Raw genomic sequence first — 24,435 nt, forward strand, 5'->3', positions numbered from 1 at the left:
TTTCTGGTAAAACAACACATGAACCAGAAAAATCAGCACCAGGATCGACGCTTTCAGCGACTCTGGGGTTTTAGGTGTTGGGTGTTAGGTATTATACCCAATGTCCAACAGCCTTTGGATGAGCTGACCGATGACTGATGAATGCTAACGCATCACTAAGGAGCCTAACTGAATGTTCACCCACGTCAAGTCCACCATTCGACACATTGCGCCAGATAACCTAACGGGGCGATCGCTAATTAAGGTGGTCTATGTCGTGCTAGAGCCGCAATATCAGAGTGCTTTATCGGCAGCGGTTCGCTCGATAAACCAAAATAATCAAAACATTGCGATCGAAATTAGCGGTTATCTGCTAGAAGAACTCAGAGATCCTGAGAACTACGCGGACTTTAAGCGGGATGTCGCCAAAGCCAACATTTTTATTGCTTCGCTGATCTTCATTGAAGACTTAGCAGACAAGGTAGTTGCCGTTGTGGAACCCTTGCGCGACAAGCTCGACGTTGCGGTAGTCTTCCCATCGATGCCCCAGGTAATGCGCCTGAACAAGATGGGTAGCTTCTCGATGGCGCAGTTGGGCCAGTCCAAGAGTGTAATAGCACAATTCATGCGGAAACGCAAGGAAAAATCTGGTGCTGGGTTCCAAGACGGGATGCTGAAACTGCTGCAAACTTTGCCAAAAGTCCTCAAATACCTACCGATGGACAAAGCCCAGGATGCCCGCAACTTCATGCTAAGTTTCCAATATTGGTTGGGCGGTTCCTCCGAGAACTTGGAAAACTTCATGTTGATGCTGGCGGACAAATATGTCTTTAAAGGACAGCATAAAGTCCAGTTCCAAGATCCAGTCACCTATCCCGACATGGGTATTTGGCATCCCTTGGCACCGAATATGTTCGAGGATATCAAGGAATACTTCAACTGGTACAACAGCCGCAACGAGATCCCAGAAGATTTAAAAGACCCCTTAGCACCCTGTGTTGGTTTGGTGCTGCAACGCACCCACCTCGTCACCCGCGACGATGCACACTATGTGGCGATGGTACAAGAATTAGAAGCGATGGGCGCAAAGGTAATTTCCGTATTTGCCGGGGGGTTGGATTTCTCTAAACCTGTGGATGCGTATTTCTACGATGCAGCTAGCAAAACAACAATCGTAGATATAGTAGTTTCACTGACTGGCTTTGCCCTAGTTGGTGGCCCAGCAAGGCAAGATCATCCGAAGGCAATTGATACCCTAAAACGGTTGAATCGTCCTTATATGGTGGCTTTGCCTTTGGTGTTCCAAACTACTGAAGAATGGCAAGATAGCGATTTGGGACTGCACCCGATTCAAGTGGCGTTGCAGATTGCGATTCCCGAATTGGATGGTGCGATCGAACCAATTATACTATCGGGTCGGGATGGAGCGACGGGAAAAGCGATCGCACTGCAAGATCGGATTGAAGCGATCGCCCACCGCGCATTAAAATGGGCTAACCTGCGTCGCAAACCCAAACTAGATAAGAAAGTTGCCATAACAGTATTCAGCTTTCCACCAGATAAAGGCAACGTCGGTACTGCGGCATATCTAGATGTATTCGGCTCAATTTATGAGGTAATGAAAGCCCTCAAACAGAACGGTTACGACCTGCCAGAATTGCCAGAATCTGCCGAAAAACTGATGCAAGAAGTCATCCACGACGCCCAAGCACAGTACAGCACCCCCGAACTGAATATCGGTTACAAAATGTCAGTATCAGAGTATGAGGAATTAACTCCCTACTCGGTGCGCTTAGAAGAAAATTGGGGGCCGCCACCCGGTCATCTTAACAGCGACGGACAAAACTTATTAATTTACGGCAAACACTTCGGAAATGTCTTCATCGGCGTACAGCCAACCTTTGGTTATGAAGGCGATCCGATGCGGTTGCTGTTCTCCCGTTCTGCCAGTCCGCATCACGGTTTTGCCGCTTACTATACCTATCTAGAACAAATCTGGAAAGCGGATGCCGTCCTGCATTTCGGTACTCACGGATCTTTGGAATTCATGCCAGGAAAACAGATGGGAATGTCTGGTGACTGTTATCCTGATTCCCTGATTGGCAAAATTCCCAACCTCTATTACTATGCGGCAAATAATCCTAGCGAAGCCACAATTGCCAAACGTCGCAGCTATGCCGAAACTATCAGCTATCTGACACCACCAGCAGAAAATGCCGGACTCTACAAAGGTTTGAAAGAACTAAGCGAATTAATTGCTTCTTATCAAACTTTGAAAGATACCGGACGCGGCGTTTCAATTGTGAATACGATCGTGGATAAATGCCGGTTGGTCAATCTGGATAAAGATATCGATTTTTCAGATAAAGATGCCAGAGATTTAACATCTGAAGAACGGGATAATATCGTCGGTTCTGTCTATCGGCGGTTGATGGAAATTGAATCGCGGTTATTACCTTGTGGTTTGCACGTGATTGGGAAACCGCCGAGTGCAGAAGAAGCGATCGCAACTTTGGTAAATATTGCCAGTCTCGATCGCAAAGAGGATGAACTTCTCGGTTTACCTCGCATTATTGCAAATAGCATCGGACGTGATATCGACGAAATTTATTGCAATAACAATCTGGGTATTTTGTCAGATGTCCAATTATTGCAAGAAATCACCCTAGCTAACCGCGCCGCTGTTAGCGCATTGGTGAAAGAACAAACCGACGCCGACGGTCGAGTTTCTCTCGTTTCCAAGCTCAACTTCTTCAATATGGGTAAGAAGGAACCTTGGATCGAAGCATTGCAAGAATCTGGATTTCCCAAAGTCGATCCAGAAGCAATCAAACCGTTATTTGAGTATTTGGAATTCTGCCTCAAACAAATTTGTGCAGATAACGAATTAGGCGCATTGCTGAAAGCTTTGGAAGGCGAATATGTTCTACCTGGGCCTGGTGGCGACCCCATCCGCAACCCCGATGTATTGCCAACTGGTAAGAACATTCACGCCTTAGATCCCCAATCAATTCCCACAGCAGCAGCAGTGGCATCTGCCAAGATTGTAGTCGATCGATTGCTCGATCGGCAACGTCAAGAAACTGGCAATTGGCCGGAAACAATTGCTTGCGTTTTGTGGGGAACTGATAACATCAAAACCTACGGTGAATCCCTCGCTCAAATTATGTGGATGGTGGGAGTAAAACCCGTACCCGATGCTTTGGGACGAGTGAACAAATTGGAACTACTTTCTTTAGCAGAATTAGGGCGTCCCCGAATTGATGTTGTGATTAACTGTTCGGGAGTTTTCCGGGATTTGTTCATTAACCAGATGAACTTACTCGACCAAGCTGTCAAGATGGCGGCGGAAGCAGACGAACCATTGGAAATGAACTTTGTTCGCAAACACGCTTTAGAACAAGCCGCCGAAATGGGAATTAATTTGCGGCAAGCTGCTACTCGCGTGTTCTCTAATGCTTCCGGTTCCTATTCTTCTAACATCAATTTGGCGGTAGAGAATAGCACTTGGGATAGCGAAGCTGAGTTACAGGAAATGTACTTAACTCGCAAATCTTTTGCTTTCACATCTGATAGTCCCGGTACAATGGAACAGTCACGCAAGATTTTTGAAACTGCACTGAAATCTGCTGATGTGACGTTCCAAAATCTCGATTCTTCCGAGATTAGCTTAACGGATGTTTCCCACTATTTCGACTCTGACCCCACCAAAGTGGTAGCTACTTTGCGCGGCGATGGCAAAACGCCAGCTTCGTATATTGCTGATACTACCACCGCGAATGCACAGGTCCGATCGCTATCAGAAACCGTGCGTTTAGATGCGCGTACCAAACTACTCAATCCCAAGTGGTATGAGGGTATGCTTTCTCACGGTTACGAAGGTGTGCGCGAACTCTCCAAACGGTTAGTAAATACGATGGGTTGGAGTGCAACCGCTGGCGCTGTGGATAACTGGATTTACGAGGATACTAACAGCACGTTTATTCAGGATGAGGAAATGCGGAATCGTTTGATGAATTTGAATCCTCATTCTTTCCGCAAGGTTGTTTCCACTTTGTTGGAAGTAAACGGTCGCGGTTATTGGGAGACGAGTGAGAGTAATTTGCAAATGTTAAGAGAGTTGTATCAGGAGGTTGAGGATCGGATTGAAGGGGTAGAATAGTTGTAACCCAACGATTGTAGAGGCATAATATTATGTCTCTACAATTACTGATTATAATCTATTAAATTAGCTAGATAGTGTCTTGAGTCTAGCTGCACAAAAAATAGGAAGTTTATAATCCCAATATTTGCCGTTTCTTTACTTGAAATTCTTCCTCAGTAATAATTCCTTTTTCTCGCAAAGAAGCAAGCTTTTCTAGTTCATCAATATAAGAAGAATTAACTAATGGAACCGCTATAGATGGCGTTTTTTTACCTAGCCTTTTCTTTTCAATTTGTTCTTTTATATTTTCAAATTGCTCTTGTTCTTGTCGAATAAACATAACTGTATTTTCATCTTTACTTGCATCAAATATACCCCCTTTTGACTCTTGACTTCCGAAAAAAGAAAACTGAATATACCCGCTCATAATTGGGCCAGCTATCTTGAATTGTATAGCTGAGATATGTTCAATTAGTATTTCCTTATCGCCTTTAAATCCATGATTCATAAACGCTAAGAAGCCTTGACGTTTTATACGAATTTTGTCTTCTAGTAGCTCTAGTTGGCCATTTACTCCCTTAGCTACAATAATAACTCCATCAGATACAGGTGCAACTGGCGAAGATTGAACTGAAGAATTAGAATTTTCTACAGAACGATTGAGATTACTTTTAATTTTTGCTGCTTGTTTCCGAAGTTCATCAGCAAATTCTACAGCGACCAATTCATCTATACACTCTTCAATTTCAGCTAAATTTGTGCATAACTGAATATTTTTCCTAGCAGTAGATTTCAAGGTTTCTCTAGCCTTCCCAGTCTCAGATATGGTTGATAAAGCTGAACTTTTACGATACTCAGAAATAGACTTTAGCTCAGTTATTTCTCGCACCTTTGTTACTGTGGATTCTGAGGCTATTAGCTTTAAACTTTCAACTTTATCGTTGGAAGTTATGAGCAGTTTTGCTAGCTCAATATAATGCCCTGTAAGTTGCTTTTGTAGGTCATATATAGGATCTAATATATCTCCTACAGCTACTTTGACTCGACTCCAAAATCCTTTATTTAATTCTTCTTGCCTTTGATTTTTGGCTGCTTCTAACTCACTGATCCTAAGTTTGGTTGAGGAAATAGTTTCTATTATTTTTCGAGTATTTGAATCTTCCGTCTCTGACCAATATCCACTTTCAAACGCCTGCTTACCTATTTGTTCAAGCTCGGACGATAAGCTAATAAACTCTTGTTTAACATTCTCTAAATTTGTTTCTGACTCTTTTAAACTTGTTACTGCTTCTGAACTTAATTCTTGCAGATTTGCCAAGCGCTTCGTAATCTCCTTAATTGCTGATTTTAAACTTATTCCTTCACAAACAATAAAAGTATTAGTATTCTCAAAAAGCCAGTAGTAAGCTTGATTAATTTCGCCATTACTTGCTTCCAAAGCTTTTTGGCAATCACTCAAACTAGCATTGGTTTTTTCTTGTAGTTCTTTAATGAGTTTTTCTGAAATGTCTGTCATGGCCTAGACTAAGTAAGTAGCTATACATATCCTAACTATATCATTGTTTTGATAAAGTAACCTATTAAAGCCTTGGATAAGATAATAAATTTATATTAAAAATAATTTAAATAAGTTAATATTTTTACTGGAATATTAAGTAATCATGCAATAGAGACATTAAATTAAAGCTAGTTATTGGAAAAAGTTACAAACTATACAAATAGTTATGCAAGAATGGATTGAGACTGCACAAGAGTTGGGGCGTCCGATACCTGAAGCAAAAGGTCGTTTGATGTTTGCTTAAATGAAAAATGGCGATCGCGTAGACTGCTTTTTGCGATCGCGAAGCGTGCGCGACAGCACGTATCGCACTCCCATTTTCTCCCAAAATGCGATCGCGTTTATGATATCTTAGTAAGTAGATACGTTTTGTATATACTTACTCATGCCATTTGAATGGAATGAAGGCAAAAACGCCCAAAATCTGAGAAAACATGGCATTAGCTTTGAAGAAGCTCAAGAAATCTTTGACGGAATTGTTTTTACCGCCATTGATGAGCGTTTTGACTACGGAGAAATCCGAGAAATCAGTATCGGTGCAATACAAGGTGTCGTTATCGTCACCGTAGTGCATACTGAAAGAAATGGAGTTATCCGCATCATTTCTGCCAGAAAAGCCACTCCACAAGAAAGAAAAACCTACTATGACTATCTCGCCGAAACGACTTGAAGAATTAAAAAACCTCCCAGAAGACGCCATTGATACATCTGATATTCCTGAGTTAGATGCGAATTTTTGGTCAAAAGCAAAACTGGTAAAACCCATCACCAAAAAATCCATTTCTATCAGGGTTGATAGCGATGTGTTAGATTGGTTTAAAAGCCAAGGAAAGGGTTATCAATCTTTGATGAATGCTGTTCTGCGAACCTATGTTGAACATCAGAAGGATTAACGAGTCAAATTCAAAAATAAGCAAACTTTCACCTTGTTAATTTCGATATGAATGCTTTAACCGTCAATTTCAATTCCATAATTAAACTGACAGACGAGCAATTTTTCCAGCTATGTCAGGATAACCGCGATTTAAGATTTGAACGCAATGCTAATGGAGAATTAATTATTATGCCCCCAACTGGAGGAGAAACAGGAAACCGCAATGGTAGATTGACTCAACAGTTATTCAACTGGACAGATGTTGATGGAACTGGAATCGCTTTTGACTCTTCCACTGGGTTTAAATTACCAAATGATGCAGACCGTTCTCCTGATACAGCTTGGATACCTTTAGAACGTTGGAATACGTTAACTAATAAACAACAACAGAAATTTATTCCCCTTTGTCTTGATTTTGTAGTTGAATTACTTTCGCCAAGTGACAGTTTAAGTGCAACTCAAAAGAAAATGCAGGAGTATATAGATAATGGTACTCGTTTGGGGTGGTTCATTGTTCGAGCTTCGCGGCGGGTAGAAATTTATCGCCAAGGTCAAGAAGTTGAAATTTTAGAATCTCCTGTTAGTTTGTCGGGAGAGGATGTTTTACCTCGATTTATCCTAAATCTTGAACCAATTTGGTAAATCCATACTAATCTGATCTCAGTCAACAAATTAGTCACAACAATGATAGATGGTAAAGCAATTTCTATTTCCCTCTTTGCAGGTGCTTTTGGTCTAGACCTGGGTATAGAACAAGCGGGATTTCACACAATAATTGTAGTTGAAAAAGACCGCGATGCGACAAAAACGATCGCTCTCAATCGACCTCATCTTCAAGAAAGTACCGTTCCCAGAGAAATCGAAAAAGTTAGTACCCAAGATTTACTTGCAGAAGGAGGAAGAGTTTTAAAATTAGACCGCGTTTTACGTCCTGGTGAAGTAGACTTAGTGACTGGTGGCCCACCTTGTCAGCCATTTAGTACCGCCGGAAAAAGAGGTTCAGTGATAGACCCTCGCGGCAGTTTATTTATGCAGTTTATTCGCATCGTTAAAGAAGTGCAACCGCGTTTTTTCTTAATGGAAAATGTGAGAGGTTTGCTTTCTGCACCTATTCGCCACAGACCAATTAATCAAAGGGGAAAAAATTATCCACCATTAGAACCTGATGAAATGTCAGGTGCGGCGTTGAGAGTGGTATTAGCAGAAATGAAAGAACTAGGCTACAGTGTAGTTTATAATCTTTTAGAAGCAGCAGATTACGGCGTTCCCCAAAACAGAGAACGGGTAATATTTATTGGTTCTAGAGATAGCGAAGCTGCTACATTTCCTCTCGCTAAATATTCCAAAAATGGCAAAAGTTTACCTAAGTGGCGTACTTTAAGAGACGCTTTAACAAGTTTAGTCGATCCAGAAATAGAATTTATCGCTTACTCAGAAAGCAGATTAAAGTATTTAAAATTACTAAAAGCAGGACAAAAATGGAGAGATTTACCAGCAGAATTAATCAAAGAAGCAATGGGAGGCGCTTACAATTCAGGAGGCGGAAAAGTTGGGTTTTATAGAAGATTATCTTGGGATAAGCCTTCACCAACAGTAACGACAAGTCCTCATCAGAAAGCAACAGATATGTGTCACCCTGTAGAATTGCGTCCTTTAAGCGTGGGCGAATGTGCAAAAATTCAAACTTTCCCGGATCGCTGGATTTTTCATGGTTCAGTAACTTCTAAATACAAACAAATTGGTAATGCAGTTCCAGTATTGCTAGCTAAAGAAATTGGTAGTTATCTTTTCGACTTAATTCAAGGAAATAAACCAAAAGGTAAAGAAATCGCCGAACAACTATCACTGTTTTCTCTATAAACTTTGTAGGACTTACCCAGCTGGCTTGTTAAGTAGGGTGAGTCAGAAGTGAAACCCTCATTTATCGATTTATAACGAAAGTCTGACACACCCTACAACTACTATTTTGGATTTAGCTAGCAGCCAATTCAGCAAAAGCCTTGTCAATTCTTTGTAACATATTTCTTACATGGTTTTCAACAAGTTCATAATCTATATGAATCCTATCCCAAAATTCCTTACCAGCAATGCGAGGAATTGCAGGTGTTTTTGGAAATGTCCATTGACCTAAATCAAAAGCTGCTATAGCTAGGGACTAGGGGCTTTCTTGCTAGGGGCGAGCGTTGAGGGAAGAGGGAAAAGGTTACTCCGTAAGGGATTATGAACCAGAGGTAAGAGTTGGAGTTGCCCTAACCGCCAAGGCGGTTGCTATATAAACAAAGGATTTTGATGAATACCTAATTCTTTGTTACCGTAGTTACACAACCATTTAAGAATGATTAAGGAGTTAACCAAAAAATTTATGCAGAGTTTCACATTTCATTCTCAAGTAAACTCAGACGGGATATTACGTTTAGAAATTCCTGTTGAGGCCACAAACACAGAACTACAAGTTACCGTCACGGTTGAACCTGTTGCTGTCGGGAGAAGATGTTTTACCTGGATTTGTCCTAAATCTTGAATCAATCTGGGAAATTCATACTAATATTATCTCAGTAAACCAATTCGTCAACAGCAATGATAGACGGTAAAGCTATTTCTATTTCCCTCTTTGCAGGTGCTTTTGGTCTAGACCTGGGTATAGAACAAGCGGGATTTCACACAATAAGTGTAGTTGAAAAAGACCGCGATGCCACAAAAACGATCGCTCTCAATCGACCTCATCTTCAAGAAAGTGCAGTTCCCAGAGAGATCGATGCTATACTCCAAGATTTGTTAAACTTAGAGTGAAAGTAACACTAAGATTATATCATGACTCAGACTATAGCCTTATCCACAGCAGAAATTACGGTTTCCCATCTTGTATTAAATGATATTAGTTGGGAAATGTATGAGAAACTTTTAGATGTCTTTGCTGAGCATCCAAAGCTACGTATGACTTACTACAAGGGAACTCTGGAACTAATGACACCATTATCAGACCATGAAAGGTATAGTTGGACACTCGGACGGCTAGTAGCGGCACTTTCTGAGGAATTAGGACTGGAAATTTTAGGTGTGAAATCAACTACTTGGCGTTCAGAACCAAACGCTGTTGGCAAAGAAGCTGATGAATCTTTCTATATTCAAAATGAAGCTTTAGTTCGTGGTAAATTAAAGATCGATCTCACGGTCGCTCCGCCGCCTGACTTAACTATTGAAATTGATACAACGCATTCATCGATCGATAAAATGGCGGTTTATGCTGGACTTAAAGTGCCTGAAGTTTGGCGCTTTAAGAATGGAAAAATAACTATAAATATTTTGACTGATGCTGGTTATGTAGAGGCGCAAAACAGTCTGGTATTTGGTTCATTTCCAGTGAAAGAATTAGCGCGATTTATGCAGTTAGACCCTCAGAAAGGTGAGAATGCACGATTGCGAGAGTTTAGGGAATGGGTGCGATCGAAAATTGTACAGTAAGGGTAAGGTCCGAGGGCAGGCACGGTAGCCTGCCCGTTTCGGGTTAAGCGAAATCTATTTGTGGATAGATCCATCGGGCATTGTGGCACCCTTGAGGTTAGCATCCGTCAAGTAGGCACCCTGAAGATTAGCACCTTTTAAGTTGGCACCCCGCAGATTAACACCCCGCAGGTAAGCACCGCTTAAATTGGCACCGCTTAAATTAGCAGCTCTCAAATCGGCACCTTTGAGATCCGCATTAGTTAAATTGGCACTCTCAAGATACGCACCCCACAGCTTAGAATCGCCGAGAACGGCACCCTCTAGATTGGCAGCTTTTAAGTCGGCACCCCTTAAGTCAGCACGCTCTAAATTAGCATCTCTTAAGTCGGCAGATCCTAAATCGGCAGCTTCAAGTTTGGTATCGTTTAGCTGGGCACCATTTAAGTCCGCACTCTTAAGCTTGGCATTATTGAGGTAGGCATAACCTAGCTTGGCACGCCATAGGTTGGCACCGGACAGGTTCGCATTCGACAGGTTGGCACTTACTAAGTTGGCATAACCCAGCTTGCTAGATTTTAGGTTGGCACCGATTAAGTTGGCACCTTCCAGGTTGGCGTAGGATAGCTTGGCACCCATTAAATTGGCATCTCCCAAGTTTGCATAAGATAGCTGGGCACCGCCTAGATTGGCGTAAGCTAACTTAGCACCCCCTAAATTGGCATTTTCTAAGTTGGCATACCGGAGATTGGCACCCGCTAGGTTGGCATTCCCTAGCTTGGCATTCCTTAGTTTGGCACCGGATAGGTTGATCTGTTTTAAGTCAGCACCTGTGAGTTCGCACCTAAAACATTCATTAGTAACTAGCAATTGCCTGAAGCCATCTTGGGGAATTTCCAGTTTTTGAGAATGGGAGAGACTGGAAATTACCAAACTTGTGCCAAACAAAGCGAGAAAGCCGCCGAAGGTAGCCAATCCTGCGCGTGTGCTTCTCATCCTGGGTTTTGTGGCACTTGTTTGGGTTTCTAATGTTGTGGTATTGGCGATCGCATCAATAGCTAGAAGTGCTTCCAAAGCAGCAGCAGCATGATCGAAACGATTTTTGAGGTTGGGTGCCACCATTTTTTCCAGCCAGTCAATAAACTGCTGACTCAAGTTAGGCAACAGATGCTTGAATTTGATGGTGTAAGCTTCATCAATTAAGTTGCCGATTTCTGTTGATTTTGTCTTAGTCAGCAGGCAAATCAGCGTCGCACCCAAACTGTAGAGGTCAGAGGCTTCTGTCACTTGGCGATTGAACAATTGTTCTGGAGGCATAAATCCCAAGGTGCCTTTGACTACGCTGCTGACAGCAACTTCTCCGCCGCCGCTGCGGGCAAACCCAAAATCTACCAGGTATACGTAGGGGCGATTCTTGTCGTAGCCCTGGTCAATCAGGATATTTTCGGGTTTAATATCCCGATGAATCACAGGCGGAATTTGCTGTTGCAGGTAAACTAAAACCTCTAAGACAGCTATGGCAATCTGCTTGATTTCTTCTGGCTTTAAGAAGCGTGGCTGTGCTAGAGAGGGGGCTTGTTTGTATTCCTGTACTAAGCAAAAGCCGGTTGGGGTTTGGAATGAATTGAGATAGTGAGGGATGCTGGGATGATCTAGCTGCCGCAGCAGTTGAATTTCTGTATCTACAGTGTCGTAGTCTGACCAACTGGCACCGAATTGGGCAAACTGAAACTGTTTTATTACTACGGGTAGATGCGTATTTGTATTAATTGCTAAGTAGGTGACTCGACCACAGGCGCGATTGTGGCCTAGTTCTCGTTCAACTTGATAGCCGTGGTTGGAAAAATCTGGGAAGTTGCTCATGACGATCGTCGCTGCTTGCCGCTAAGGCGGGCTATAGGCATTCATGGTTAACTACTATGTTGCTCACAAAATTGGGATTTGCGATCGCTCTTTCCCCAAAAAATTTACTAATCTCAAAATAGCGGCAAGCTATTCAACGTAGGGACTTGCGGGTTTACTACCAGCCGATCGTATCCCTCAAAAGCGGTCGGATTAGTGGATTTGAGGCGCTGGTACGCTGGGAACACCCGACTAGAGGCTTTGTGCCCCCAAGCGAGTTTATCCCGTTGGCAGAAGAAACCGGACCGATCGGCTCGATCGATCGCTTTGTGCTGCGCGAAGCTTGTCGCCAGATGGGTTTTTGGCAACGGGCGTTTCCAGCCCAAGTACCATTGACTTTGAGTGTGAATCTGTCTGGCTTTCAGTTGTCGCAACTCGGCTTAGTCGAGCAGATCGACCAAATTTTGTGGGAAACTAGCATACAGCGCTCCAGTTTGAAGCTAGAAATCACCGAAAGCAAATTAAGTATGAACCTATAAAAGTCAAAAGTCAAAACAGGTCTCTTTCCCTTTCCCTGGTTTTTCACAAAATCTTCACATTTCGATCTTAAACTTAGAATTAAGTCAGTTTAATAATTTGAGTTAAACAAATCCCATTTTACTGCCAATGAACCGATACAACAATGAAAAAAATCTTGTTAATTGACGACAACGAAGAAATCAGAGAATTGATAGGCTACTTTCTTAGTTTAGAAAATTACGAGGCGATCGCAACTGACAAAGGTCGCCTCGGCTTAGAGTTAGCCAAAAAAGTAAAGCCCGACTTGATTATTTGCGATATTCGTATGCCGGGACTCGATGGGTATGCAGTTCTAAAAGCATTACGCGAAGATTGGACAACAGCCAAAATTCCTTTTATTTTTCTATCTGCTGAAACAGATTGTGACAGTCGCTGTCTTGCCAGAGAACTGGGATCTGATGATTATTTAACAAAACCCGTTGATTTTGATGAACTATTGCAAGCGATCGCCGCTCAAATAAAAAAAATAAGGTATCCTTAATAGGACTTACGCTTTTCTCCCCCCTAGCCCCCCAGATTTGGGGGAGAAGAGTCCTGTTCCAGTCCTGTTCCCCCAGATTTGGGGGGCTAGGGGGGCAAAACCAAGGTTTTGGCGTAAGTCCTTTTAGATTAGTATTGCTTGCTAAGACAATGACATTTTTACCAAAACAGATTAGCAAAAAACTGCACTGGCTGTCAATTTTAATTGGACTGGCAATTTCAATTGCCACTCTGATAATTTGGCATGGTCTACAGGCTCAAGAAAACGAGGCTATTCGACAGTTAGTGCGGCTGAAATCATCCCTTGCCAGAACTGAAATTATAGCGCAAGTAGAGACTCGCATCAAAGCGCTGGAGCGGATGAGCCAGCGCTGGTCCATTCGAGACGGAACACCCAGAAACGAGTGGGAAGCAGATGCAAAATCTTACATAAATGACTTTGGCGGTTACCAGGCGATCGAGTGGGTAGATCCTTCATTTCGCGTCCGCTGGATTGTACCGCTAGCAGGTAATGAAGCAGATCGAAACCTTGACCTTAGCTTTGAGAAGCGACGACAGACTGCTCTAGAAAATGCCATAAAAAACCGGACTATAACTGTTACTGAACCTATAGATTTGCTTCAGGGAGGCAAAGGATTTTTAGCTTATGTCCCCATTTTAAAAGGTCAAAAGTTTGAGGGCTTTATAATTGGTGTATTTAGACTTCAAGCGTTACTTGACATGATTTTAGAAGAACATTCGATCGATGAATACGCGATCGCTATATTTGACGGTCAAGAAGAAATTTACAAACACAATGCCGAAAATAAGCAATACCAGCAAAAATGGGGCGAAAAAATCGAAATTAACCTTTATGGTTCCAAATGGGAGACGCAGATATGGCCTACAGCAAAATTGATAGAAAAAATCTATTCTCCGCTGACTACAGTAGTATTGATTAGCGGCTTGCTGACTGGTTGGATACTAGCGTTGGCAGTATATTTTGGACAAACGGCCAAGCTTCGCACTAAACAGGTTGAAATTATCAACCAAAAGTTAGCAGAAGAAATAACTCAACGAGAACAAACGCAAGAAACACTGCAAGATCTCGCCACACTTCAGCAAGCGATTCTGGACAGCACAAATTATATAATTATTTCTACAACAGAAGACGGCATAATTTGCACCTTTAACAGCGCCGCCGAACGATTGCTGGGATATACAGCAGCAGAAGTAATTGGCAAAACAACACCTGCGATTATTCACGACAAAGATGAAATCGCCGCACAGGCAAAAGAACTATCGCAAGAGCTTGGAATTACAATTGAACCTGGCTTTGAAGTATTTATTGCCAAAACAAGCCGTGGCAAAAAGGATGAGCGCGAATGGTCTTATATCCGTAAAGACGGTTCCCGCTTTCCAGTGCTGTTGTCGATAACGACACTGCGCGACCCCGCCGGAAATATCACCGGATTTATGGGCATAGGTAGCGATATCACCGAACGGAAACGCTCAGAAGAAGCTTTACAGAAAACGTTACAAGAACTGGCATTTCAAAAATTTGCTGTCGATCGGGCCGCGATCGTTGTCATAACTGACGATCGCGGCAGGATTGCATCTGCCAACGAAAAATTCTGTGAAATTTCCCAATACGCTCAAGAAGAACTGATCGGACAAACCCACTACTTAATCAAATCCGATTATCATCCTCCAGCCTTCTTTAAAGAGCTTTGGTCAACCATTAGCAGCGGTAAGGTGTGGCAGGGCGAGATGAAAAATCGAGCCAAAGATGGTACGTTTTATTGGGTAGACACCACAATTGTTCCTTTTTTAGATAACATGGGAAAACCCTTTCAGTACCTCGCAATCCGGTTTGACATCACCAAAAGCAAACAGGCACAAGAAGCACTGCAACAACAAATTCAACGAACTTTGTTGCTTAAGCAAATCACCGAACAAATTCGCCAGAGTCTTGAGAGCAAACAAATCTTTGAGACAGCTAGCACTTTGCTGGGTAAGGCGTTTGGTGTGAATCGCTGCTTGATTCATACCTATGTGGCTTCTCCCACACCTCAGATTCCGTTTGTTGCCGAGTATCTTGAACCCGGTTACGCATCCGTTCTCAATTTAAAAGTTCCCGTACTTGGCAATCCTCATGCAGAAAAGATGCTCGCTCAAGATCGATCTCTAGTTTCCCCAGATGTTTACGCCGATCCTCTATTAAAAGAGAGCGAACCCATTTTGCGCCAGATGGGGTTGAAATCTATGCTGGCGATTCGCACTTCCTACCAGGGTAAAGCCAACGGCGCAATCTGCTTGCATCAATGCGCTTACTTCCACCAGTGGACAGACGATGAAATCGAGCTATTAGAATCGGTCGCTGCTCAAGTCGGAATCGCCCTTGCACAAGCTAATCTACTGGAGGAAGAAACACAACAGCGCGAAGAACTTACCATCAAAAACTTTGCTTTGTCACAGGCAAAACGAGAAGCCGAAACAGCAAATCGGGCAAAAAGCGAATTCCTGGCGATGATGAGCCACGAAATTCGCACCCCCATGAATGCAGTAATTGGCATGACAGGATTGCTGCTGGATACAAACCTCAATCCCCAACAGCGCGACTTTGTAGAAACCATCCGCTCAAGCGGCGACGCCTTGCTTACCATCATTAACGATATTCTCGATTTTTCTAAGATTGAGTCTGGCAAGCTGGACTTAGAGAAACAACCTTTCAACCTCCGCAGTTGTGTAGAGGAAGCGTTAGATCTGCTGGCTCCCGCAGCAGCTGAAAAGAATCTAGATTTAGCTTATCTAATTGAACCCCAGACACCAGCTGCGATCGTCGGAGATGTGACGCGACTGCGGCAAATTTTAGTCAATTTACTCGGTAATGCGGTTAAATTCACAGAAAGCGGAGAAGTCGTCGTTTCAGTAACAGCGAAACAATTGGAGATTGAAGAAGAAAATTCTCAATCTGAAATCTCAGATCGGAAATTTGAAATTCAATTTGCCGTCACCGACACAGGAATCGGTATTCCCCCAGAGCGAATAGAGCGATTATTTAAGCCCTTCAGCCAGGTTGATTCTTCAATGACTCGCCGATATGGCGGGACTGGATTGGGCTTAGCAATTAGCAAACGCCTGAGCGAAATGATGGGCGGCAGAATGTGGGTGGAAAGCTGTGCAGGACAAGGTTCTACGTTTTATTTTACGGTGCGGCTTCGGGGATCTCCCGCTTCCCTACTTGACTTTCAGATTCCGCCTGGGCTGCATTTAGCTGGCAAACGACTGCTAGTAGTGGATGACAACGCCACTAACCGCAAAATTCTCACCTTGCAAGCGGAATCTTGGGGAATGCAAGTTCGATCGGCTTTTAGCGGCTGGCAAGCTCTGGAATGGATTGTTTCTGGAGAGCAATTTGACATTGCGGTTTTAGATATGCAGATGCCAGAGATGGATGGCTTAAGTTTGGCAGCGCACATCCACTCTTTACCAAGCTGTCAGGAACTGCCCTTGGTGATGCTGAGTTCTTTGGGCAGCATTACACAAGAAGAAACAGAAGAAAAAGCTAAATTCGTCGCCTTTTTGAGTAAGCCAATTAAGCAATCTCACCTTTACAATGTTTTTGCTCGGATTTTTAGCAAGCAACGGATCTCTGTACGTTCTTCCCAATCTTTACCGCCGCAATTCGATTCCCAGTTAGCAAAACATCTGCCTTTACGCATTCTGCTGGTGGAAGACGTTTCTTTAAACCAGAAGGTAGCTTTGCAGATGCTACAGAAGTTGGGCTATCGCGCCGATGTTGCCAACAACGGTTTAGAGGCACTGTCAGCTTTGCACCGCCAGCCTTACGATGTCGTCTTCATGGATGTGCAGATGCCAGAAATGGATGGACTGGAAGCGACTCGTCGAATCGATCGAGAATGGCCTGACAATTTTAGATTGGAGTCTGCGGATGAGAGTCAGAAATTTGTTGCCGCTAACGAGGAAACCAATAATCCCAAATCTAAAATCCCAAATCTAAAATCGAGTCGTCCTTGGATTATTGCGATGACTGCCCATGCTATGCAGGGCGATCGCGAAGAGTGCCTCAAAGCCGGAATGAACGATTATATCAGCAAACCGATCCGAATCGAGGCACTTGATCAAGCTTTGAAAAAGTACGGACAAGTACTCGATCTCAAGAGCGGGGGAGCGGAGGAGCATTCGCACTCAGCACTCAAAGTGTCCCCAGTCGCGATCGATCGCCAGACGTTCCAAGCTCTCAAGGAAATGCTATGCGAAGATGGAAATACAGAAGTTTTCGCCGAGATCGTTGACAGCTACCTGGAAGACGCGCCCCAAAGACTGCAAGCTATTATTAATGCCGTTGCCCAGTCAGATGCCTTCACACTCCAACTCTCAGCCCATGCCCTTAAGTCTACAAGTGCCACCCTTGGCGCAATTCCCCTTTCTCAAATATGCGGCGAATTGGAAACAATGGGCAGTACCGCTAATACCGCTGGTGCATCTAAACTGGTTAGCCAACTCGCGGCAGAATACGAACAAGTAGAAGCTGCTTTGGAATTACTATATCCCCGTTGGCGAAAATGATTAATCCTGACTTTCAGAACAACCCGCCCCTAATTCTTGTTGTAGATGATGAGAAAACCCTGCGAATGTTGCTGCGTCGCGTGATGGAGAAGGAAGGGTATCGCGTCGCCGAGGCGTCGGACGGGTCAGAGTGTTTGCAGACCTGTCAACAAATTAAGCCAGATATTGTCTTAATGGATGCCATGATGCCTGTGATGGATGGCTTTACTTGCTGCCCTCAACTGCGAAGCCTTTTGGGTGATGATTGTCCTCCTATCTTGATGATTACTGTTCTGGACGATCCGGCATCAGTTGACCGAGCCTTTGAGGTTGGCGCAACTGATTATGCTACCAAACCAATCTTTTGGGCAGTACTGCGTCAGCGAGTCCGTCGCCTGCTGGAAACCAGATGGGCGATGACGGAACTCCAACGACAGATTGAACGGGAGCATATCCTGACAGAACAGCTGGAGATAGCTAATCAAGAATTGCAGCGTCTTGCATCTGTAGATGGACTTACCGAGCTGTTTAACCGTCGCTCTTTTGATGAGTATTTACAGCTCGAATGGAAAAGGTTAGGACGGGAGCAAGCACCCCTATCTTTAATTTTGTGCGATATTGATTTTTTCAAACTTTACAACGACACTTACGGACATCTAGCAGGGGATGAGTGTCTGCGCCAAGTTGCTAAGAGTATCCGTCAGGCTGCGAAACGTCCGGCTGATTTGGCAGCCCGCTACGGAGGTGAAGAATTCGCTGTTATTTTGCCGAATACTGAAGTTGAAGGAGCCCTGTATTTGGCAGAAGTAATTCGAGCTTCTGTGAAAGCTCTTAGCATAGTCCATGCCGGTTCTCAGGTTAGTGAATATGTCACCCTCAGCTTGGGAGTGGCTCGCCTTATTCCCAGTTCTCAATCATCCCCAGAAGAATTAATTAATGATGCGGATAAAGCTCTTTATAAAGCGAAAGTAGAAGGACGCGATCGGGTTGAATTAATTTTTTTTTTGCAGTCAATAGTTACGCATCAAACTCGTGCCCTTTTACGAATTTGGCAATCATAAAACGATCTTTTACACATTCTGCAAGAAATTAATTTTCATTAAAATAAACCTGGATTTGATATCATGTCCGGTAGCATCGGTTACCTAAAAAATTCGTGTTATTATACCAAATTCGCAACAATTACCCCCTTTATGTCTCTAGGCTGTAGAGACGTTTCATGAAACGTCTCTACAATGTTTAGGCCAAAAATTAAAGGGGGTAACCAACCCGGATTTCGTATAACGAAAAAATCTGGGTTTTCTGTACTTAGTGTGCTAATTTGTCTCAAAAAAGACACCAAATTTTTTTATGACTAGAAATATGGATATCATAACTCACTTCCCTGGTTATCAAATAATACAGCAACTGTACGCAGGTACTCGCACCCTTGTCTATCGAGGCATCCGTACCAGTGACCAACAACCCGTCGTCATCAAATTACTACGAAATGAATACCCAAACTTTAACGATCTCGTTCAATTCCGCAACCAATATACCATTGCAAAAAATCTAGACTTTCCTAGTATTATCAAACCCTTAACCCTAGAAGTATATGGCAATGGCTATGCCTTAGTCATGGAAGACTTTGGTGGATTTTCCCTATCTGATTATCTCCAAACAGCCACGGATGAAAATCCCCAATCTCAATATTTACCTTTAGGTAAGTTTCTCAAGATATCTCTTAAACTAACAGAAATTCTGCATTATTTATACCAAAATAGAGTCATACACAAAGACATAAAACCCGCTAATATTCTGATTGATCCCGCAACCAAACAAATCAAATTAATTGATTTTAGTATTGCTTCTCTCCTACCAAGAGAAACCCAAGAGATTCAGAATACTAATGATTTAGAAGGCACATTAGCCTATCTTTCTCCTGAACAAACTGGTCGAATGAATCGAGGTATAGATTATCGGAGTGACTTTTATTCTCTGGGAATGACATTTTATAAATTATTGACGGGGACATTACCATTTAAATCGGAAGATGCAATGGAATTGGTACATTGTCACCTCGCGAAACAGCCGATCGCCATCCATCAAATTCATTCAGAAATTCCCCTAGTTTTGTCAGAAATTGTCAGTAAGCTGATCGCAAAAAATGCCGAAAATCGTTATCAGAGTGCCTTGGGAATTAAGCACGATTTAGAAATCTGTCTAGCTCAACTACAAACTACAGGCACAATAGAACCTTTTGAAATAGGAAAGCGAGATATCAGCGATCGCTTCCTAATTACCGAAAGACTCTACGGAAGAGAAGCCGAAGTTAATCAACTATTAAATTCCTTCGATTGCGTCGCCAATGGCACCACAGAAATGTTGCTAGTAGCGGGTTTTTCTGGGATTGGGAAAACCGCAGTAGTTAATGAAGTACATAAACCCATTGTTCGGCAACGCGGCTATTTTATTAAAGGGAAATATGACCAATTTCAACGGAATATCCCCTTTTCGGCTTTCGTGGAAGCTTTTCGCGATTTAATGGGGCAACTATTATCAGAATCAGAAGAACAATTGCAAACATGGAAAACAAATATTCTCGCAGCAGTGGGAGAAAACGGGCAAGTATTAATTAATGTAATTCCTGAGTTAGAAAACATCATCGGTAAACAGCCACCATCCCTAGAGTTATCAGGAACAGCCGCCCAAAATCGCTTTAATTTATTATTTCAAAAATTTGTCAAAGTCTTTACCAGTAAAGAACATCCCTTAGTGATGTTTTTAGATGACTGGCAATGGGCTGATTCTGCATCACTGAATTTGCTCTCATTATTGAGGCAACAAGATACAGGATATCTATTGATATTAGGTGCTTATCGAGATAATGAAGTGTCCCCAGTACATCCATTTATCTTAACCGTAGATGAACTGCTCAAAACAGGGGCAACGGTAAATACGATTACATTACCACCGTTAAGAGAATCGGATATTAATCGATTGGTAGCAGATACGCTAAATTGCGAACTCTCTCTTGCCCAGCCTCTGACAGAATTAGTCTATCAAAAAACCAAGGGAAATCCTTTCTTTGCAACTCAGTTCCTCAAAGGTTTACACGATGACAAGTTAATTACCTTTAATTGGGATATCCAGCATTGGCAGTGCGATATTGCCCAGATCAACACCTTAGCAATTACTGATGATGTCGTTGAATTCATGGCATTGCAATTGCAGAAATTGCCAATTCCAACTCAGGATGCCTTAAAGTTGGCTGCTTGTATTGGGGCGCAGTTCGATCTGCATACTTTGACAATAGTTTCACAAGAATCGGAAACAGAGACGGCGACGGTTTTATGGAGAGCATTGCAGGAAGGTTTAATTTTACCGATTAGTAATGTTTATAAGTTTTATCAGGTTGAGAGGAATAATAACTTCAGCCTGGAAGATGAAAATGCTAATCAACAAAATGCTAGATACAGGTTTTTGCACGATCGCGTTCAACAAGCCGCCTATTCTCTGATTCCAAGAGACCAAAAACAGGCAACTCATCTCAAAATTGGTCAACTACTTCAACAAAACTTATCAGAGATAGAAAAAGAAGAAAATCTATTTGCTCTTGTCGGGCATTTGAATTTAGGAATTGGGTTAATTACTCAAGCTGAAGAACGAGAAGCCTTAGCCAGACTTAACTTAGCAGCCGGACAGAAAGCCCGAAATTCTACAGCCTATTCAGCCGCCAGAAGTTTTGTGCAAATAGGGATTGATTTGCTAACCCCAGACTGTTGGCAAAATCAGTACGAGTTAACCCTAAATCTTTATGTAGCTGCCGCTGAAACTGCCTACTTGAATGCCGATTTTGATGGCATGGAAGAAATGGCAGATATAGTTTTGCGATCGGCCAAAACAATACTAGATAAAGTCAAAATATTTGAGATTCAAATCAACGCACTGACAACTCAGAGTCAGATGTTAGAAGCGATCGCTGTCGGCACAAATGCCCTAGCACAATTGGGCATTGAACTCCCCTGTGAAACTAACGAAGCCTTGACGCGCATTGCACTCCAAAACCTTGCCAGTCAAATAGAGGGTAAACAGATTGAGGAACTAGCTAACCTTCCTGTAATGAGCGACCCTCGAACACTTGCGGCGATGCAACTGTTAGGCATCTTGTTTCCAGCTATTTTTATGGGAAATCGTGCCTTGCAGCCTCTGCTTTGCGCCACAATGGTCAGTCTATCACTCCAATTTGGCAATGCACCCGCATCAACAATCGGGTATGTGGGTTATGGCATTGTGCTGTCTGGTTTTTTTGGAGAAGTAGAACAAGGTTATCGCTTTGGGCGAGTAGCACTGAGCTTACTCAATCAGTTGAATTGGCTGGAATTTAAGTGTATAACTTTATTTTGGTTTGGCGGTTTTATCCAGCATCGTCAAGAAGCACTGAGGGGAACAATCCCAACGGCGAAACAGGGCTATTTGGTCGGAATGGAAACAGGTGATTTTCTAAATGCTGGCTACAGCGTCAGTAGTTATTTAGATAATAATTTTTTATCGGGAGTAGAGATTGATGCTTGGGAAGCAGAAATAGAAAATTACCGTGTTGCCTTAGAGACTATCAAGCAATATTCTCCTCTGGTTTACGTGAGGATGATACAACAGACGGTGCAGAACTTGAGGGAAATTGTCAATCAACCGGATTTATTAATCGGCACTGCATACAATGAAACTGTGATGTTTCCTAAGCACAATCAGGATAGTGAGTTTACTGCGCTTGCTTTGGGCTGTAACTACAAACTGATGCTTGCCTATCTCTTTGGCAACTACGCCAACGCCCTATACTACATTGCCCAAGCTAAGGCATATTTGATGGTAACGGCAGCAATGATTCATACTCCGGTTTTTCATTTCTATGCCGGGTTAACCTACTTGGCAGTATTCTCTACGCAGTCAGAAATCGAGCAAGCTAACACTCTCGCTCTGCTGGAAACCCATCAAAAAATTATCGCTCAATGGGCGCACCATGCCCCCATGAATCACCAACATAAAGTTAACTTAGTAGAGGCAGAAAAATGCCGAGTTTTAGGCAAAAATTATGAAGCAGGAGATTTGTACGATCGCGCAATTGCTGGAGCCAAAGAAAACCAATATATCCAAGAAGAAGCGTTAGCTAATGAACTAGCAGCTAAATTTTATCTGGACTGGGGCAAAGAAAAAGTTGCTTCTGGATATATGCAGGAAGCATACTACTGTTACACCCGATGGGGTGCGAAGGCGAAAGTTGCTTATTTAGAACAACACTATCCCCAACTACTAGGAGCTATTCTCCAACCGACTAAACGAGCTATCATATCTGGGGGAACAATCTCTCCCACGCTGATGAGAAGCGTAACTAGCACCAGTAACAGCAACAGCCAGAATTTATGGTTGGATTTTCCGGCGGTGATGAAAGCAGCACAAGCTATTTCACAGGAAATTGAATTAGAGAAACTATTAGCCACTTTGATGCAAATTGCGATCGCCCATGCCGGAGCCCAAACCGGAATTTTAGTAATCGATCAAGACGCAAAATGGTTAGTAGTGGCGAAAGCGGATCAAAACCATACAGAAAAGAGGCATATTCCTTTAGCTGAATGTCAAGAATTACCCCAAAGGTTTATTTATTCTGTAGCCCGAAGTCAAACAACGGCGGTTTTTGATAACTTGAGTGCTTCCACTCAATTTGCAGGCGATCGCTATATCATCACCCAGCAGCCTAAATCAGCTTTATGTATTCCGATTAGCAACCAGGGAAAATTAATCGCGATTTTGTATTTAGAAAATAATCTAACAGTGGGAGCGTTTACAAGCGATCGCATCGAAACCCTCCAAATTCTTAGTGCTCAAGCCGCTATATCCATTGAAAACGCCCGTTTGTATCAACAAGTAGAGAACTACTCTCAAACCTTGGAAGCGGAAGTAGAGCGAAAAACAGAAGAGTTAAGCCAAAAAGCTTTTGATTTAGAGCAAACATTGAAAAATTTACAACAAACCCAAGCACAACTAATTCAGAGTGAAAAAATGTCAGCCGTCGGTCAACTCGTAGCGGGGATAGCACACGAAATTAATAACCCAGTTACTTTTATTCATAGTAATCTTGAGCCGACAGAAAATCATATCAAAGCTTTGCTGAATTTGCTGGAACTTTATCACCAAGAATATCCAAATAAAAGCTCAGCAATTAAAGCAAGGATTGAGGAAATTGAGTTAGCATTTATCACGGAAGATTTAACTAAGATCCTGCAATCCATGAAAGTCGGAAGCGAACGAATCAAACAAATCATCCTGAGTTTGCGTAATTTTTCTCGCTTAGACGAAGCAGACATGAAATCTGTAGATTTACACGCCGGACTTGAAAGCACTTTACTGATTTTACAAAACCGCTTCCAAGAAAGTGATAATCAACCCAAAATAGAAGTTATTAAAGAATATGGTAACCTTCCTGATGTCACCTGTTATGCGAGTGAGATGAATCAAGTATTTATGAGTATTATTACTAATGCTATTGATGCTCTCAAGCAAGTTAGTAAAACTAATAAAAATCCCTTGATTCGGATTCAGACTGAAGTCATAGAAAAAGAGCAGGTAAGAATTGCGATCGCTGATAATGGTAGTGGGATTGCCGCCCATATTCAAGAACGCATATTCGAGCCATTTTTTACAACTAAACCAGTGGGGAATGGTACGGGTTTAGGTTTATCTGTCAGCTATGCTATTATCAAAAAACATGGGGGTCAATTAATCTGTAATTCTACAGTCGGAAGCGAGACAAAATTTGTGATTAAAATTCCGATAAAGTATCCGTGATCATATTATGTCCGGTTAATTCGACTTTAAATTTAACTGAGCAATTTGGGTATTTTGCTAGGGAATATCCCCGAACGGAAAATTTCACAAACTCTTTAAACTACTACGGTAGCCAAAACCACAAAAATAAACCATAACTAGAACAGGTAACGTTGTTAACCTGTG

General features: G+C 42.5%; 14 protein-coding genes. 12 read left to right on the forward strand and 2 right to left on the reverse strand.

What is annotated here, in order from left to right; all coding sequences use genetic code 11:
• The first annotated feature begins 172 nt into the window (after nt 1-172).
• A complete protein-coding gene (locus LAY41_RS06545; protein WP_249095500.1) occupies nt 173-4,141 on the forward strand; it encodes a magnesium chelatase subunit H in 3,969 nt (1,322 codons plus the stop codon).
• 112 nt (nt 4,142-4,253) lie between these two features.
• Here LAY41_RS06545 and LAY41_RS06550 read toward each other — a convergent pair whose 3' ends face one another.
• Nucleotides 4,254-5,639 (reverse strand): SHOCT domain-containing protein, encoded by a 1,386-nt coding sequence (locus LAY41_RS06550; RefSeq protein ID WP_249095503.1) that lies wholly within the window; start codon nt 5,637-5,639, stop codon nt 4,254-4,256.
• Between the two features lie 427 nt (nt 5,640-6,066).
• Between LAY41_RS06550 and LAY41_RS06555 the strand changes: the two genes are divergently transcribed.
• The 6 genes from LAY41_RS06555 to LAY41_RS06580 all read left to right on the forward strand — a co-directional run bounded on the left by LAY41_RS06555 (nt 6,067) and on the right by LAY41_RS06580 (nt 10,017).
• A complete protein-coding gene (locus LAY41_RS06555; protein WP_249064568.1) occupies nt 6,067-6,351 on the forward strand; it encodes a BrnT family toxin in 285 nt (94 codons plus the stop codon).
• Nucleotides 6,326-6,574, forward strand: coding sequence for a BrnA antitoxin family protein (locus LAY41_RS06560; RefSeq protein ID WP_249064567.1), 249 nt, complete (start codon nt 6,326-6,328; stop codon nt 6,572-6,574). The genes LAY41_RS06555 and LAY41_RS06560 overlap by 26 nt, the downstream gene beginning before the upstream one ends.
• Before the next feature lie 47 nt (nt 6,575-6,621).
• Complete coding sequence (locus LAY41_RS06565) at nt 6,622-7,197, forward strand: Uma2 family endonuclease (protein WP_249095506.1); 576 nt, start codon at nt 6,622-6,624, stop codon at nt 7,195-7,197.
• A 42-nt stretch (nt 7,198-7,239) separates the two neighbouring features.
• Nucleotides 7,240-8,415 (forward strand): DNA cytosine methyltransferase, encoded by a 1,176-nt coding sequence (locus LAY41_RS06570; protein ID WP_249095508.1) that lies wholly within the window; start codon nt 7,240-7,242, stop codon nt 8,413-8,415.
• Nucleotides 8,416-9,132: 717 nt separating this feature from the next.
• A complete protein-coding gene (locus LAY41_RS06575; RefSeq protein ID WP_249095510.1) occupies nt 9,133-9,345 on the forward strand; it encodes a DNA cytosine methyltransferase in 213 nt (70 codons plus the stop codon).
• A gap of 21 nt (nt 9,346-9,366) precedes the next feature.
• Nucleotides 9,367-10,017 carry a Uma2 family endonuclease gene (locus LAY41_RS06580; protein ID WP_249095511.1) on the forward strand — a complete coding sequence of 217 codons (651 nt, stop codon included), beginning with the start codon at nt 9,367-9,369 and terminating at the stop codon, nt 10,015-10,017.
• A gap of 54 nt (nt 10,018-10,071) precedes the next feature.
• Here the strand turns inward: LAY41_RS06580 and LAY41_RS06585 are convergent, their stop codons facing one another.
• Nucleotides 10,072-11,859 (reverse strand): pentapeptide repeat-containing protein, encoded by a 1,788-nt coding sequence (locus LAY41_RS06585; RefSeq protein WP_249095515.1) that lies wholly within the window; start codon nt 11,857-11,859, stop codon nt 10,072-10,074.
• Nucleotides 11,860-11,990: 131 nt separating this feature from the next.
• On the opposite strand from LAY41_RS06585, the gene LAY41_RS06590 reads away from it, so the two are divergent.
• The 5 genes from LAY41_RS06590 (at nt 11,991) to LAY41_RS06610 (ending at nt 24,270) form a co-directional block, all read left to right on the forward strand.
• Entirely contained in the window at nt 11,991-12,377 is a 387-nt protein-coding gene (locus tag LAY41_RS06590; protein WP_338022951.1) for an EAL domain-containing protein, read from the forward strand.
• 143 nt (nt 12,378-12,520) lie between these two features.
• Nucleotides 12,521-12,898, forward strand: coding sequence for a response regulator transcription factor (locus tag LAY41_RS06595; RefSeq protein WP_249095520.1), 378 nt, complete (start codon nt 12,521-12,523; stop codon nt 12,896-12,898).
• A 149-nt stretch (nt 12,899-13,047) separates the two neighbouring features.
• Nucleotides 13,048-17,469 (forward strand): response regulator, encoded by a 4,422-nt coding sequence (locus LAY41_RS06600; RefSeq protein WP_249095521.1) that lies wholly within the window; start codon nt 13,048-13,050, stop codon nt 17,467-17,469.
• Complete coding sequence (locus LAY41_RS06605; protein ID WP_249095523.1) at nt 17,466-18,509, forward strand: response regulator; 1,044 nt, start codon at nt 17,466-17,468, stop codon at nt 18,507-18,509. Before LAY41_RS06600 ends, LAY41_RS06605 begins: the two co-directional genes overlap by 4 nt.
• A 301-nt stretch (nt 18,510-18,810) precedes the next feature.
• The gene (locus tag LAY41_RS06610) at nt 18,811-24,270 is read left to right on the forward strand and encodes a trifunctional serine/threonine-protein kinase/ATP-binding protein/sensor histidine kinase (protein ID WP_249095807.1); all 5,460 of its coding nucleotides are present in this window, start codon (nt 18,811-18,813) and stop codon (nt 24,268-24,270) included.
• The last annotated feature ends 165 nt before the right edge of the window (nt 24,271-24,435 follow it).

This window comes from Argonema galeatum A003/A1, assembly GCF_023333595.1.
GTDB lineage: Bacteria > Cyanobacteriota > Cyanobacteriia > Cyanobacteriales > Aerosakkonemataceae > Argonema > Argonema galeatum.